13 protein-coding genes are annotated in these 15381 nt (G+C 31.4%); 3 read left to right on the forward strand and 10 right to left on the reverse strand.

From position 1 onward, the window contains the following. Positions 1-38: 38 nt before the first annotated feature. From JV173_RS04695 to JV173_RS04740, 10 genes are all read right to left on the reverse strand, one after another. The gene (locus JV173_RS04695; protein WP_205735134.1) at positions 39-464 is read right to left on the reverse strand and encodes a flavodoxin; all 426 of its coding nucleotides are present in this window, start codon (positions 462-464) and stop codon (positions 39-41) included. Between the two features lie 44 nt (positions 465-508). Then, positions 509-2575 carry an immunoglobulin-like domain-containing protein gene (locus tag JV173_RS04700; RefSeq protein ID WP_205735135.1) on the reverse strand — a complete coding sequence of 689 codons (2067 nt, stop codon included), beginning with the start codon at positions 2573-2575 and terminating at the stop codon, positions 509-511. 80 nt (positions 2576-2655) lie between these two features. Further along, positions 2656-4497: an ABC transporter ATP-binding protein gene (locus JV173_RS04705; protein ID WP_205735136.1), complete on the reverse strand. Its 1842-nt coding sequence runs from the start codon at positions 4495-4497 to the stop codon at positions 2656-2658. Then, on the reverse strand, positions 4490-6325 hold the full coding sequence (locus JV173_RS04710; RefSeq protein ID WP_205735137.1) for an ABC transporter ATP-binding protein: 1836 nt from the start codon (positions 6323-6325) through the stop codon (positions 4490-4492). Before JV173_RS04710 ends, JV173_RS04705 begins: the two co-directional genes overlap by 8 nt. Before the next feature lie 274 nt (positions 6326-6599). After that, the gene (locus JV173_RS04715) at positions 6600-7823 is read right to left on the reverse strand and encodes a helix-turn-helix domain-containing protein (protein ID WP_205735138.1); all 1224 of its coding nucleotides are present in this window, start codon (positions 7821-7823) and stop codon (positions 6600-6602) included. Positions 7824-7951: 128 nt separating this feature from the next. Further along, positions 7952-8593: an endonuclease III gene (gene nth, locus JV173_RS04720; RefSeq protein ID WP_205735139.1), complete on the reverse strand. Its 642-nt coding sequence runs from the start codon at positions 8591-8593 to the stop codon at positions 7952-7954. Further along, positions 8590-9204, reverse strand: coding sequence for a DnaD domain protein (locus JV173_RS04725; RefSeq protein ID WP_205735140.1), 615 nt, complete (start codon positions 9202-9204; stop codon positions 8590-8592). The genes nth and JV173_RS04725 overlap by 4 nt, the downstream gene beginning before the upstream one ends. 1 nt (position 9205) lies before the next feature. Continuing rightward, positions 9206-9859 carry a ribonuclease III gene (rnc, locus tag JV173_RS04730; RefSeq protein ID WP_205735141.1) on the reverse strand — a complete coding sequence of 218 codons (654 nt, stop codon included), beginning with the start codon at positions 9857-9859 and terminating at the stop codon, positions 9206-9208. Positions 9860-9865: 6 nt separating this feature from the next. Beyond that, positions 9866-10855: a phosphate acyltransferase PlsX gene (gene plsX, locus JV173_RS04735; RefSeq protein ID WP_205735142.1), complete on the reverse strand. Its 990-nt coding sequence runs from the start codon at positions 10853-10855 to the stop codon at positions 9866-9868. Between the two features lie 36 nt (positions 10856-10891). Beyond that, complete coding sequence (locus JV173_RS04740; protein ID WP_205735143.1) at positions 10892-12838, reverse strand: ATP-dependent DNA helicase RecG; 1947 nt, start codon at positions 12836-12838, stop codon at positions 10892-10894. Positions 12839-12950: 112 nt separating this feature from the next. Between JV173_RS04740 and JV173_RS04745 the strand changes: the two genes are divergently transcribed. The 3 genes from JV173_RS04745 to JV173_RS04755 all read left to right on the forward strand — a co-directional run bounded on the left by JV173_RS04745 (position 12951) and on the right by JV173_RS04755 (position 15370). Further along, a complete protein-coding gene (locus JV173_RS04745) occupies positions 12951-13616 on the forward strand; it encodes an SOS response-associated peptidase (RefSeq protein WP_205735144.1) in 666 nt (221 codons plus the stop codon). A gap of 156 nt (positions 13617-13772) precedes the next feature. Continuing rightward, positions 13773-15050, forward strand: a complete 1278-nt coding sequence (locus JV173_RS04750; protein ID WP_205735145.1) for a Y-family DNA polymerase — start codon at positions 13773-13775, stop codon at positions 15048-15050. Then, positions 15047-15370, forward strand: a complete 324-nt coding sequence (locus tag JV173_RS04755) for a YolD-like family protein (protein ID WP_205735146.1) — start codon at positions 15047-15049, stop codon at positions 15368-15370. Before JV173_RS04750 ends, JV173_RS04755 begins: the two co-directional genes overlap by 4 nt. The last annotated feature ends 11 nt before the right edge of the window (positions 15371-15381 follow it).

Consider the following 15381-nt stretch of genomic DNA (forward strand, 5'->3'; position numbering starts at 1 on the left):
TAATTATACGATATGAAAAAAGGACACTATATCCTTTTTCATTTTTGTGCGAAACGTTGTCCAAATTCGAAAATCATTTGTTGTTCTTTGGTTGAAGGTGTTGAACTAATTCGAATTCCTTCTTCAAATAAATTTAAACCAAGTGCACGCACACGTTCATGCCAAGCATCCATCCATTCGCCTTCTCCCCAACCGTAAGATCCAAAGAGTGCGATGAGTTTATCTTGGAGCAATGGTTCAATTTCTTCATACCAAGGTAAAAACTCATCAGGTTCTAATTCTTCTATACCCATTGATGGACAACCAAATGCTATTTTTTCATAATTATCAATATCTGAAGGACTTACTTGGTCAATGAGTTTAAGTTCAGCATCAACACCTACAGACTGAATACCTTCGTAGATTTTTTCTGCCATAATCTCAGTGTTACCAGTTCCCGTCCAATAAACTACAAGAATTGCCATGATATATTCCCTTTCCATGTACAACTCTAATTATACAAAAAATATTAGAATTTTGAACGTTTATTATAAAAATAATAAAATAAATAACCACCTAATACGACAATTCCTAGTCCTAAACCATAATAAACATAATCTACCCATGGATTTTTGTAAAGTACCGTAACCGTTGATTTAACTTCACTTAAATTACCACTTTGATCGTGCACATAGAAAACAACTTCATATATTCCTGGAATCGATGTTGGAATAAAAGATGGGGAAACTCTTACTTTATCTGTAAGGTCACCATCATATAAATCATATGCTGAGACATAATTTCTATAATCAAATGACTGATTTTGTTTAATTGTAATTGGTTTTACATCAAGTACAGGTTGATCATAATCAACGATATGAACATAAAGTGTTGCTTCACCTATATTATGTGAACTATCTTCTAATTGATATATAACTTCATATAATCCAAGTCGCTCAAAATTAATTGTGTGGATAATTTTCACATCACTATAACTTAAAGATTTATCATAACCATCATAAATTTTATCGATATATAGACTAAAGTCTATTTTGTTATCTAAGTAAGAAACATAAATATTTTGATTCTTTAAAATAATTTCTGGTGCGATATTATCTATAATTTCTAAGTTTATATATCTAGTTGTGATATTATCTGATTGATCTTTTGCATCAATTTTTAATATATAATGCCCAACAACTTCATAATTAATCTCATCATCATAAATCGTTAAAACGATATCTTTGTCATAATTATCTTTTGTTGTTATAAGTTTTGTATAATCAGGTCTTTTAAAATTTGTCACTTCAAGTGTGTTAGGCACATTCAACGAAGGTGCTTCTCTATCAACAACTTTTACAATTACAGGAAATACCGTTTCATTCTTTGATGTATCTTTTATTGTGGCGACCAAGCGATATTCTCCGATTTTATCCATTGAAACTTTACCTGTAATCGATGAAGTTATTTTTTCTAATGAATCGAAATTGTCTTCGATTATAAGATAGTCCAATAAATATGGTTCTAACGTATTCACATCAACAATAATTGCTTCTTTTAAACTAACTTTGGGTACTTCTAAATCTTTAATATTTACATTGAGTGTTATTTCACCTTTTTGAAGATTTGAATCCCATACTTCATATTTAACTTGATAACTTCCTAGAAAATTGGAATCAATATCATAGCTGATCATGACATCATCAATGGATATATCATCATAATTGTCATAAACTGTTTGAATATAATCTTTGAAGTTAATCTCATTGATATCTGTTTGATAGTTCAAATTAAGTTCTTTCGTTTTTAACTTTATGATTGGTGCCGTTTGATCTTTAATTTTGACTGTAAAATTAATTGTTGCTACATTATCTGACTGATCATATACTTTAAGTGTTGCAGTGTAATATCCAACTTTTGAATAGTCGACTAAATCATCGATTAATTCAGTCTTGAAAATTTTATCGTAGTTATCACTAAACCCAAAGTATTTGGTTATATTAATATCTTCGTTGACTTCAATTTCAACATCACCTTTTTGTACCACTACTGGACTCGTACGATCAACGACTTTAATATTTTGAAAAAAGTAAGTGATGTTTTGACTTTTATCTTTAACTTTATATGTAATTCGATAATCACCTAATGCATTCATATTGAGTAGACTGCTATCTACTGTTACAGCTAAATCTTCTTTTTTATCATAGTTATCCTTATATTCAATTAAAGATTTAAAATCTGGTGCTTTAGAACCAACCTCTAAAACAATTTCATCATCACCTGTAATGATTGGCTTTATTTCATCTACAACTTTAAACGTAATGGTTTCTTCTGATGAAAACCCATAGAGTGGAAAGAACACTCGATAATCCACATGATATTCACCAACAACATTTGTGGAAATAATTCTCAGATTCGTTGTACCTACACCAAACTCATAATACATATTAGGGTCAAAAGCTTCTTTGCCATCCATGTAAAGTGTTGCATAAGGTATTTCTTTATAATTTTCAATCGAACTATAAAGTGGCACAATAACGAGTGTGTTTTGCCACGATATTGAAATCGTAATCATTGCGACTAGCATTTGAAACATATCTATCACCTCAATCTATAGTAGATAAAAATGTTTCAAATAACTTTTTTAAAAAAAACTGCCCACACAATGGGCAGTTCTTATGTTAGTCTTTCAAACTCTTGTTCGTAAGTTTTTTCTTTTTCTGCTAAAAATTGGTTTCTATAAAGTTCAAAGTAAGCACCACGTTTAGCTAGTAATTCACTATGTGTACCCATCTCTAAAATTTTTCCACCTTCAAGCATAACAATGAGATTTGCATCAACGATTGTTGAAAGTCTATGTGCAACAATTAATGAAGTTCTATTGGATAATAGATTCTTTGTTGCATCTTGTATTAAGCGTTCAGCTTCACTATCAATTGATGAGGTTGCTTCATCCAAAATTAAAATCTTAGGGTCTGCAAGAATTGCTCTTGCAAAGGAGATTAATTGTTTTTGACCCATCGATAATAGGTTACCACCTTCACCAACGTGCGTATCATAACCTTTTTCTAATGTATTTATATAATCATCTAATCCGATCGCTTTTGCTGCAGCAACAACTTCTTCATCAGTTGCATCTAATCTGCCATATCGAATGTTTTCTTTGATTGTTGTTGAGAATAAATGTGGTGATTGCAATACATATCCTAAACGGCTATGTAACCACGAAATCGAACGTGTACGATAATCTTTACCGTCAATTAATATTTGACCTTCTTTAGGTTCATAAAATCTTGATGCCAAGTTAACAATTGTTGTTTTACCAGAACCTGTATGACCTACTAATGCAACCGATGTTCCTGCAGGAATTTTTAAGTTAAAGTTGTCTAGAATAATTTCATTTTCATTGTAGTAGAAAGTGACATTTTTAAATTCAATTTTCCCTTCAATTGGTTCCCAATTTTCACGTTTTTGATTAAACCAGTCACCATAAGTTTCAACAACTTCTTCACTATCTTTGAGTTCTGATGGTGTTTCAATTAATTCTAAGATTCTTTCAGCAGATGCTTGAGCTTGTTGAAGTTGTGAGATGAAGTTAGATAAAACTGTTAAAGGGTCAAAGAATCCAATAGTTGAACGAATGAATAAATAGAGTGTACCCACTTGAATTGCAGTTTGTACAGTAAAGAGTGCACCACTATACATAATGACTGCAACAATGATATAACAAACCATTAAAAGACATGATGAGAATAATGCGGATAATGAGTTTGCTTTTATAGATGCACGTTTCATTAAGTTCGCAGTTTGATCAAATTCAAATAGATTTTCATCTTCAATAACTAAACTTTTAGATGTTTTAGCACCATGGAATGATTCATTGTATTTGGCTGTAAGTTCTGAATTATAATGACGTGCTTGGCGATGCTTAATTAATACACGTTTTCTAAATAAGATAATAATTAAGAACATGAATGGTAGAGATACTGTCACAATAATCGCAAGTGGCCAGAAATAAATATAGAGAATGACCAATGTAATGATCATCGATAAAGCACTCCATACAAGGTCAACTAACCCCCATGAAATAATTTGAGAGAGTCTTCTAGCATCACTTGTCATTCTTGCCATAATCCAACCTTGTGGGGTTTTATCATAATATGAGAATGGCAAGCGTTGAAGTGTATTAAATGCTTGTTTTCTTAAATTGTAGTTTACATTTGCTTCAATAATACCACCTTGGTAAATAAATCCAAAGACGATTAATCCAAATGCTAATCCTATCGTTGCAGTTACAATAGCAAATGGAATAATATTTTGATATTGACCTTTTTCAATGAGTTCATCAATTGCATATTGATTCACAACAATTGTTAATGCATCTAATAATGCAAGTAACACCGCAAAGGTTAACATCCAAATTAAATTCCATTTATTTTTTAAAATAACTTTAAAGAGTTTTCCCCAGATTGGTAGGGAGACTTTTTTGATTACATCTTCATCTTGATTATCATGCATGATGTTCACCTTCTTTCACAAGTTCCAAGAATTCTTGTTCAAGTTTACCTTGGATACCCCATAGTGATTGATAAAGCCCTGGTTTATTTGCAAGTTCTTGGTGTGTACCAATCGCTTCAATCATACCGTTATTAATAACAACAATCTTGTCAGCTTCTTTAGCAGTTGTAATACGGTGTGTAATGATTAGATTTGTAGATTTATGTTTTTTATTTGCAAGTGCAGTACGGATCATCATATCCGTTTTATTATCGACTGCACTTAAAGCATCGTCAAAAATCAGTATTGGTTTTTGTGCAACAAGTACACGTGCAATCGCAACTCTTTGTTTTTGACCACCGGATAAAGTTGTACCTTTTTCTCCAACTTTAGTTTCATAACCTTGCTTAAAGGTATGAATATCTTTTTCTAAGCTAGCAGTTTCTGCAGCCATTTGAATATCTTGTTTAGTTGCACTACGATTTGTAATCGCAATGTTTTCAAATACTGTTTTCGAATATAAGAATGGATCTTGTAAAACAGCACCGATTTGACGACGAATGTATTTCTTTTTAATATCTCTTAATTCAATACCATCAATTTTAATTGACCCTTTATATTCATACATTCTCATTAAAAGATTTACAATGGTTGTTTTACCTGAACCTGTTTTTCCGATAAAGGCAACTGTTTCACCATTGTTAATATTAAATGAAATGTTATTCAGTAAATACTTGTTATCATCATCAAATTTAAATGAGACATTTTCAAATACAATGTTACCGATGATTTCAGGTTCAAGTGTACCATCAACTTCAAATTCTGATTTTTCATTAAAGATCGTGTTAATACGTCCAATTGCAACAAAGGCTTTTGAGAACTCGTTAATCATACGTCCTAAACCTCTAATTGGCCATACAAGTAGACCAAGTAGCATTAAAGCAGCAATGACTGATGAACCATCCATAACACCATCTCTTGCAAAGAATATACAAAGAATTGTAATCACTGCATATTGCGTCATAGAGACAAAATCCATGGATCCCCAATAGAGTGCAACCAATGTATTTGATTTAATTGTTTGTTTCATATATTGGCTATTTTTCTCTTCCATTTTTTCAATTTCAAATGGTTCATTAGCAAATGCTTTAACAACCTTCGTACCTGAAACATTTTCTTGAATGACAGTCATCATCTTAGACTCAGCTTCTTCAACTTTATTAAACACTTTTTCAATCTTAGTAAAGTAGAAATAACTTGAAATACCATAAAATGGAATAACTGCTAAACAGATCCACATAATTGTTTGGTTAATGTAATACATTTGGAATGCACCAGAAAGTAGGGTTGCAACCAAACCAATTAATTGCATCACTTGCACAACAATAAAACTTGTAACAGTTTCAACATCACTGGTTACTCTTTGAATTAAATCGCCTGTATCAACATTATTATGATATTTATATGGTAATGTTTGAATATGGTCGTAAAGTTTAACTCTTAATTCTTTTGAAATGTTTTCTTGGATTGACCCTCTCAAATAGTTTTCAACAAACATTAAACTATATCTTAAAGCTTGGAAGAATATTAATGTAACAGCAACATAAACAACAGTTGTCATAATATCTTCAGCAGACCCAAAGAAATCAAGAACAAATCTTGGCAGATTGACCTCTTGTGTCCCTAAGATTGAAGGATCAAAGTAAATATTCAATGCTCTAATTAAATACTGTGTAAATAGTGGAACATAAGAATAGGTAAAGCGGTGGAAGATAACTAAAAGAAAGAGAATAAAATATCCCAGCAAATGTCCTTTAGTTAATTTAAATAGTGATTTTAGTTTCAACATGATGTATCTGCTCCTTTAGTAAAAAATAAAAACGAGGGATTCCCCTCGTTTACAAAAAAGTCAACTAAAAAAGTTTTCTAAAATGAAAGAAGGGTAATCATTAAAAAATTACATTCTTTCATTACAAGTGTCATATATTATAATTCTTCCACACTCATAATGAATAGTTTTCTGCCTTTGATTAATTGCATATCTATACCTCCTATTCATTATTTTTATCAATCAAAATATTTATTTGTTCCACTATCCATTCTATCTTTAAGTGAAACACTTGTCAATCGCGAAGTGAGGCTAAATCATTTATTTTTGAAAAAATCATTTGTCCAATGTGTGTAGCTTCTTTATAAAAGCCTAGTTTTTTGAACTCTTCAATACCTTCTTCATACCAAAATAAGAGTTCAAGTCTTCTGTCTGAAAGGTCATTTAATTTAATGACATGATCACGTATAAACCCAACAGTTTCTTGTTTTTTAATTAAATATTTTTCTTGAAGATATTTAATGATTAGAAATTCTTGGGCATTATTTGTATCCATTTCTTTTTCTAAATATGGATTGATGCTATGCTCATCACCAATCTTATTTAAAATCATTAATGTGAGTAAATAATAACTCGGTTCTTTATATGCATCTTTTTCAATCAATTTAAATGCTTGTTCATACTGCATAGATAAATAATGATACGTTGCAAGAACAAAATTTTTCTCGTCTTTATTAATATGTACAGTTTTTTCAAGTTCTTCATTTAACATCTCTAAACTTAAAAACTGTGACATATATGCAAGATAAATATATTTAATCTCATGTGCTAAATGATAAACCTCATGATTCACTAAATTATTTAAAACACGATCATAGTTTAGTGAAACATAAGGATACTTATTCATCGAACATGCAAGGATAATCTTTTCTGTTTCAATCAACATATTTAATTTATAGTGGTAACACTTCTTTTTAAATAAATTTAGAACAGTAAAGGCATCATTAATTCTACCTTCTTCTTTTAAAAGATATGCAGATAAATATAAGTAGAAGTGTAATTCTAAATCTGTTAGATTCTTCATATATGGATTGATACTATAATAAGCTTTTTTAGCTTCTTTATAGTCTTTATGAATGACATAATATGCAAAGCGATAAAGTTTCGTATGGTAATCCATACCAATGAAATTCTTTTCATTTAAATTGTCTTTTTCTTTATAAAATAAAAGATCAATTAAATCTTCAAGTAACTCCTCATTTGGTTTGGGAACGATTCTTTTTAAATCAACATTAAACTTTTCTTGAAATAGTTCAATGTATTTTTCAGATGGCATCAGTTGATTGTTTTCAATTTTGGACAAATATGAAACACTACAAATACCTTCTGCACTTTCTTCTAATGTGAGATTCATACTTTTTCTTTGGTGTCTGATAATTGACCCAATATCATCTTGAAATTTAGGCATATGTTTTCTTAAGGTCACTTGATGCTTGAGATAGCCGATGTGAATATACATAATTTTTTTGCTCCTTTTTTTAAACAAGTACTTATTATAGACTTTTATTTTTTTATTTTCTACAAAATTTTTCCTGCAAATTGAATGTCAAAATAAAAAGATTGGAAAATTTCTTCCCAATCTTTCATTCACACTTCTAAACCCAATTTGTAGAATTGACAGATTTCTTTCATCTTACATACATCACAATTTGGTTTTTTGGCTTTACAATGGTACCTTCCAAAGAAAATTAATTGATGATGTAACTTATGCCATAAGGATGGATCAAATAAGTCATTCAGTTTCATTTCAACTTGATAAACAGAGTCATTTATATCTGCTATACCAAGTCGTTTTGAAATTCTTTCAATGTGAGTATCCACTGCTAAAGCAGGAATATGAAAAGCGTTTGACAACACGACATTGGCAGTCTTTCTGCCAACACCGGGTAAGGATTCAAGTGCCTCTCTCTCACTTGGAACTTCACTATGATACTTTTCTTTCAAAATTTGGGATAAACTTATAATATTTTTAGCTTTATTTTTATAAAGACCAATGGTCTTAATAATTCTTTCAACATCAGAAATTTCTGCTTCTGCTAACAAATCTGGTGTTGGATATTTTTTAAATAGCTCCTTTGTTACTTTATTTACTGCAATATCTGTTGTTTGAGCAGATAAGACAACTGCGACCAATAGTTCAAAATGATTTGTAAAATCGAGTTCCGCTTTCGCATCTGGAAAGAGTTCATCTAAGTATTCAGAAAAGAAAATCGATTGAGACTTCGTCATTTAATCGCCTTAAAGATTTGGTCAATTGCTCGGTCTGCTGCTTCATCTACTGGTTCACTCTTAAGTTTTGTTTGATTTAAACTGCGTTCTAAGAATTTAAGCGAGAAACGACCAGAGTCTTGATGTTCATTAATTTTTGAAACGATCATCTCGTGTGTGTATAAGTTTTCATCATACCAAGAACGAACTGTCTCTAATTCTAAACTAGATAGCATTCTTCCCAAAGCTTGTTCTAGTTTTGAAATAGTTTCTGAGATAAAGGTTTCACTTTTAGCTTTCTTTCGTTCTTTGACATCATTTTCAATGAGATTCGTTAGAATTTGGAAAGTTCCTGTTAAATCAAATACTTCAACTTGTTTTTCATTTCTCATCTCTAAACTGAAACTGACATAACCTTTTTCTTCAAGGAGCGTAACAGATTTTTCAATATCAGCAACGGATAACTCTATCTTTTTAGATATTGATGAAATTGAAAAGAGTTTTTTCTTATACATACCAAATAATGTCTTTAAGACAACTAACTCATTAGGAGATAGTTTTAATCTTTTAGATTCTTTGGTTAAAAGTCCATCTATTTCAAGGACTTGATCTTCATATAATTTTTGTAACATATTACACATCCTTTACGACTTTAGATAATGCTTGTTTCGCCGCATTTTGTTGCGCTTCTGTTTTAGATTGTCCTAAACCACTACCTAATAAAATTTCACCTTCTAAATAAACATCCGCTTTAAAGGTTGGACGGTGTGATGGTCCTGAAACTTTAACAGTATTATACGTTAAGCTTTTACGTTCAAGTTGAATGTATTCTTGCAATTGAGTCTTATAGTCCTTTAGTGTTTCAACAAGTGGGAGATATGGAACGACCACTTTCTCAAACACTAAAAATGCAGATTGAATACCCAGGTCTAAGTAGATTGCTGCAAATAATGCTTCAAAAGCATCAGCAATCACACTTTGTTTTGCATTTTGTTCACCATTACCTAGTTTTAGGTAAGCTGCTAAATTTAATTTCTCTGCAAATAGAAACAGTGCTTCTTCACGAACACTTTGAGCTCTTCTTTTGGTTAAGAAACCTTGGTCTCTTAAATCATTCTTATATAAATAGTCACTCATAATTATTTGAATGACTGCATCACCTAAAAACTCTAATCTTTCATAATGCTCTGTCCCATTCTCATGTGCAAATGAAGAATGGGTCAGTGCTTGAATGTAGAGTTTTTCGTTTTTAGGGGTGATCCCTAATTTCTCATACAATGTTTTCATTAATTATTATCCTAATGCTTTTTCTACTTTTCCAATAACATCTTTTTCTACCATTGTTTTAGCTTGACGAATGGCATTACTAAATGCATATGCTGATGATGAGCCGTGTGCTTTAATCACAACTTTGCTTAAACCTGCAATTAATGCACCACCAATTTCATCTGGAGACATTGATTTTTTAAAGTTTTTTAATGCCTTTTTCATAAATAATACTGCACCAATTTTTGACCAAATACTTGCTTTAATCTCACGTTTCAACATTTGGCCCATGGCTTTAGCTGTACCTTCCATTGTTTTCATTACGATGTTTGCAGTGAAACCATCTGATAATAAAATAGATGCTTCACTTGAAAGGATTTCTTTTGGTTCTAAGTTGCCATAGAAATTAATTGCTGGATGTTTATCCAGTAATTCATACGCTTCTCTATCAAGATCGCGTCCTTTACCAACTTCAGTTCCAATATTGATTAAACCAACTTGAGGTTTTTCAACACCGAAGACTTCTCTTAAAGCAACTGTTGTAAAGATGGCATTTCCTAACATATGTTCAGCTTTTGTATTGATGTTACCACCAGCATCCAGTAAATAAGTTGGTTTACCATCAAGCGATGGAATCAGTGGTGCAATTGCACAACGTTCTAAGCCTTTTAACGGTTTAATAATGAATTGTGAACCAAAGACTAAAACTTGTGTTGGACCTGCAGAAACAAGTGCATCTGCTTTACCTTCTTTAACATAATACATTGCTGCAATCATTGAATAATCTTTTTTTCTAATGGTATCAATACCAATATCTTTAACACCCATGTCAAAGGCATTTGGCACATCAATTACTTCAAGTCTTTTATGTTCTTTTAAATAAGGAGCCATCGCTTCCTTATTACCAAAAAGAACAATTTCAATATTCTCATATAAATTTAATGCTTCTAAGGTACCGAGTACAATTTCTTTTGGAGCGAAATCTCCACCCATACCATCAACTGCTAAACGAATCATACAATATCTCCTATCATTAAAATGATACTATTTTGATTATATCACTATATTTAAAATTCTTTTTTTCAAATACGGATACTTTTCTAAATGTTTCAAATAGTATTTTGCATCGGCCTTCATCTCAGTTAAGATTTTTAAGTCGCTTGCAAAATCTAAATATTTAAATTTGACTTGTCCACTTTGTAATATCCCAGAGAATAACCCTGCACCACGAAGTTTTAAATCATACTCTGATAAAGTGAAACCATCTAAGGTTTGTTCAAAGAAATTCAGTCGTTCAGAATCACTCTTATCTGAAACTAAATAACATGTTCCGGCTTTACTGCCTCTACCAATTCTACCTCTTAATTGATGGAGTTGTGATAACCCAAAATGCTCTGCACCGATGATTAACATCGTTGTTGCATTTTTAACATCAATACCAACTTCAATAATTGTAGTTGAAAGTAAAATGCCTTTAGGATTATCGATAAATCGCTTCATAATCATATCAATCTCATCATTTGATAGTTTTCCATGAATCACATAGAAGTCATCTTGACTATAAAATGGTGAGAGTTTAGAGTAGATACTTTCAATTGAGTCTTTATCTTTACTTTCTAAAATAGATGGTACAACAATAAAACTTTGTTCCACCCTCTTTTGAGTTTCCTTTAAAATATCAATAACCTTTTCAAAGTCTCGTTCTTTCATAAAAACTGTTTTGGTAGCTTTTTGGAAAGTCGGACGCATTTTAATTGATGACACATCAAGATCACCAAAGAAAGTTAAAGACAAACTTCTTGGAATTGGTGTTGCAGTTAAGTAAATTAGGTCACCTGTCATGCTCTTATTCACTAAACTATCTCTTAATTCAACACCAAATTTATGTTGTTCATCGATGATCACTAAACCTAACTTATTAAACTCTGTACCTTCCATACCAAGTGCATGCGTACCAAAGATCATTTTTGGTTTACCTGATTTAATAGAATCTTGGACTGCTTTTTTATCTTTAATCGATGAAGTTAAAAGTGTTGAATCAATATCTTGGAATAGTTTAATAAAGTTTTCATAGTGTTGTCTTGCAAGTATTTCAGTTGGTGCCATCATCGCAACTTGATATCCTGCAGAAATCATACCAAGTGCTGCAATGAATGCAACAATTGTTTTCCCTGAACCAACATCTCCTTGAATCAGTCGATACATGGATTCTTGTTTCTTATAATCTTTATAAATCTCATTCACTGTTTCTTGTTGATTAAATGTGAGTTGATAAGGTAGTCCATCGATATACCATCTCACATCATCAATTTTATATTGAATAGGTTCACGTGTACTTTTAGGATTTAATGTGAACATATAACTTAATTGATGTAAGAAAGCTTCTTCTCTTTTAAAACGTTCTAAAGATTTCTTTAAATCTTCATTCGATGCAGGAAAGTGCATTTTATAATATGCTTCTTTTCTGTCTAATAGATGATATTTATGAATTAATTCTTTAGGGAGTGTTTCAAAGATTTGATCCTTGCCTTCTTCAAAAATATTTGAAATAATTTTACTGATTTGAGAATCAAGGACACCTTCAAGTCCGTAGATTGGTTTAATCTCTGGTTGTTCTTTTTGAGTTGAAATAAAATTTACATTGATTTCTCTTAAGAATAAATTAAACTTACCTTGAACTAAAACAGTATCTCCTTGATTTAACGTTTTACTTAGATACTCTCTACCATAAATTAAGAGTTTGATGGATTCCCCATCAACTTCAATGAACGTTGTTGTAAGGACTGCTTTTCTTTTAACTGTTTGAATCGGACCATTAATTTTACCAATGACTGTAATGATTTCATTATGACGCAATTCATCAAAGGTAGCTAGGGTAAAGTTTTGATATTTCTTAGGTAAATATGAAACAAGGTCATAGGTATCCCATATGCCTTGTCTTCTTAATTTCTTAACTGTGTTTTCACCCACACCGTGGATTTCAATTAACTCAATTCCCATACCTTGATTATAGCACTAAACCATACCTTTCTTTATAAGAAAATCCCTTAAAACTTGTTTAAAAACCTTTAATTTTTTTAATCATGGTAAGATAAATTTGAGGTGATTTTCAATGTGTGGTCGTTTTACAATTACTGTAACCTATGATGAACTTCAAAAATACGTTGAAGAAAAATATGAAATTGAAAAAATTTCACCTGATTTTAGAGTGCCTAATTATAATGTTGCACCAAGTATGGATGTCATTTCAATTTTGCATGATGGTAAAAGATACCGTATTGGTTTACTCAAATGGGGATTCATTCCTTCATTCAATCCAGATGATAAAATAGGCTTTATTAATGCTAAGGCAGAAACTGTTTTTGAGAAACCTTCCTTTAAGAAGGCCATTTTAAATCAAAGATGTGTTGTTTTAGCAGATGGTTATTATGAATGGAAACAAGATGAAACAAAACAACCCTATAGAATTACCACAGATCAAAAATTATTCGCAATGGCCGCCATTTGGAATACTGTAACAGATAGTTCTGGTAAGAAAATCCACACGGTTGCGATTATGACAACGAAAGCATACGGTATTACTGAAGAAATTCATGAAAGAATGCCTGTTATTCTTGATAAAGATACTGAAAAGATTTGGTTAAATCCTAAATACATTGATCCTTTAGATATTAAATCTGTTCTTCAACCTTATAAAGGTAAGATTCATATGTATAAGGTATCAAAACGTGTTGGCAGTCCTTCTGCCAATGACATTGAACTCATTGAAGAAATGTAAATGCTTTTGAATTTTGAAAAAAATAAAAGTCGACTTAACTTGTTGGTTATGCCATTAACGGTATAACCTTTTTTTATACATTTTTCTTTCATGTTTTTTCAGTGTCTTACATCAAAATTATAGTTATATAATATACTCCCAAAAGGAGCATGCTTTATGGAAAACATGAAAGACTACCAACTCAATAGAACTATTTTTTGTATTGACTTAAAGTCTTTTTACGCTTCTGTTGAGTGTGTTTTAAAAGGACTTGATCCATTTAATACACCTTTGGTGGTGGCAGATAAAGGACGCGGTGGTGGCTCAATCGTCCTTGCAGTTTCCCCTTATCTTAGAAAGCTTGGTATACCTTCACGTTGTCGTATCTTTGAAATCCCTGAAAACTTAGATATTATCTTTGCTAAACCTCGCATGGAAACTTATATGGAGTATTCTGCTAAGGTGATTGAAGTTTATTTAGAGTTTGTTAGTTTTGATGATTTATATGTTTATTCAATTGATGAATCCTTACTTGATGTCACACACTATTTAAAGCGTTATAACTTAACTGCTAGAGAACTTGCAGAAAAGATTTTAAACCGTATTAAAGAAAAACTTGGACTCACTGCTACTTGTGGCATTGGACCTAATATGCTAATGAGTAAATTAGCACTTGATATTGAATCTAAAAAGAGTCCTGATTTCATTGGCGAATGGACTTATGATGATATTCCAAAGAAACTCTGGCCGGTTACACCACTTTCTGAAATGTGGGGAATTGGTTCTCGAATGGAAGCCAATTTAAATGATTTAGGTATTTATTCTATTTATGATTTGGCACATTTTGATGTTAATTACCTAAAGAAACTCTTTGGCGTTATGGGCGAAGAACTCTACTATCATGCCCATGGTATTGATATGAGTCTCATTCAAGATAAAGATAGACTGCGTTCTAAAGCTAAATCATTTAGTGCAAACCAAGTTTTATTTAGAGACTATACCGGTGAAGAAATTCTAACCATTATTCTTGAGATGGTCGATGAAATTACAAGACGTTTAAGAATGCACCGTAAGAAAACTAGAACAATTCATCTTGCTATTGGTTATTCAAAAGATTTTCCTGGAGGCTTCTCGCGTCAAATAACTCTAGATCAACCAACACATAATGAAACAACCATCTACCAAGCTTGTCTAGATTTATTTGAAAGATTCTATATCGGATATCCAATTAGAGTTGTTGGTATTTCTGCAGGTGGTTTAACTGATTATGATTCATATTATCAATTCTCAATCTTTGAAGATACACAAGCTTTAGAGAAAGAATTTATACTTCAACAAACAGTTGATTCAATTAAAAGTAAATTTGGTAAGAATGCAGTACTTCGTGGTTCAGCATTAAAAGCTGAGTCCACAATTATTGCAAGAAATGGAATGATTGGAGGTCACAATAAATGAGCTATGTCGATCGTGGCATTATTAAGTGGCAACCATTTGATGGTTTAGCAGGGTTTCATGAGATTCTAGCAAGAATCCGTTACAACCAAGGAAAGATTCCGAAACCAGTTCTTTTAGATGATAAAGTTGATGAAATTAATAGAGAACTGGAAGATGCCTTAAATAACCATAAAATGGTTCTAATAAAGCATTTTGAGGATGGATATATCTACCCTTATGAGGGTTATATATTTAAAGTTGATACGATTAAACAGCATATCATCTTGACGTCAAAAGAAAGATTTAAGATGGAAGATATTGTTGACTTATACTGCTTATAAAAAAGAAATGC

The organism is Acholeplasma equirhinis (assembly GCF_017052655.1).
Lineage (GTDB): Bacteria > Bacillota_I > Bacilli_A > Acholeplasmatales > Acholeplasmataceae > Acholeplasma > Acholeplasma equirhinis.

Excerpts from the sequence above, each read along its gene's own strand:
- JV173_RS04695 (WP_205735134.1), bottom strand. The coding sequence starts at position 464 with ATGGCAATTCTTGTAGTTTATTGGACGGGAACTGGTAACACTGAGATT.
- JV173_RS04700 (WP_205735135.1), bottom strand. The coding sequence starts at position 2,575 with ATGTTTCAAATGCTAGTCGCAATGATTACGATTTCAATATCGTGGCAA.
- JV173_RS04705 (WP_205735136.1), bottom strand. The coding sequence starts at position 4,497 with ATGCATGATAATCAAGATGAAGATGTAATCAAAAAAGTCTCCCTACCA.
- JV173_RS04710 (WP_205735137.1), bottom strand. The coding sequence starts at position 6,325 with ATGTTGAAACTAAAATCACTATTTAAATTAACTAAAGGACATTTGCTG.
- JV173_RS04715 (WP_205735138.1), bottom strand. The coding sequence starts at position 7,823 with ATGTATATTCACATCGGCTATCTCAAGCATCAAGTGACCTTAAGAAAA.
- nth (WP_205735139.1), bottom strand. The coding sequence starts at position 8,593 with ATGACGAAGTCTCAATCGATTTTCTTTTCTGAATACTTAGATGAACTC.
- JV173_RS04725 (WP_205735140.1), bottom strand. The coding sequence starts at position 9,204 with ATGTTACAAAAATTATATGAAGATCAAGTCCTTGAAATAGATGGACTT.
- rnc (WP_205735141.1), bottom strand. The coding sequence starts at position 9,859 with ATGAAAACATTGTATGAGAAATTAGGGATCACCCCTAAAAACGAAAAA.
- plsX (WP_205735142.1), bottom strand. The coding sequence starts at position 10,855 with ATGATTCGTTTAGCAGTTGATGGTATGGGTGGAGATTTCGCTCCAAAA.
- JV173_RS04740 (WP_205735143.1), bottom strand. The coding sequence starts at position 12,838 with ATGGGAATTGAGTTAATTGAAATCCACGGTGTGGGTGAAAACACAGTT.
- JV173_RS04745 (WP_205735144.1), top strand. The coding sequence starts at position 12,951 with ATGTGTGGTCGTTTTACAATTACTGTAACCTATGATGAACTTCAAAAA.
- JV173_RS04750 (WP_205735145.1), top strand. The coding sequence starts at position 13,773 with ATGGAAAACATGAAAGACTACCAACTCAATAGAACTATTTTTTGTATT.
- JV173_RS04755 (WP_205735146.1), top strand. The coding sequence starts at position 15,047 with ATGAGCTATGTCGATCGTGGCATTATTAAGTGGCAACCATTTGATGGT.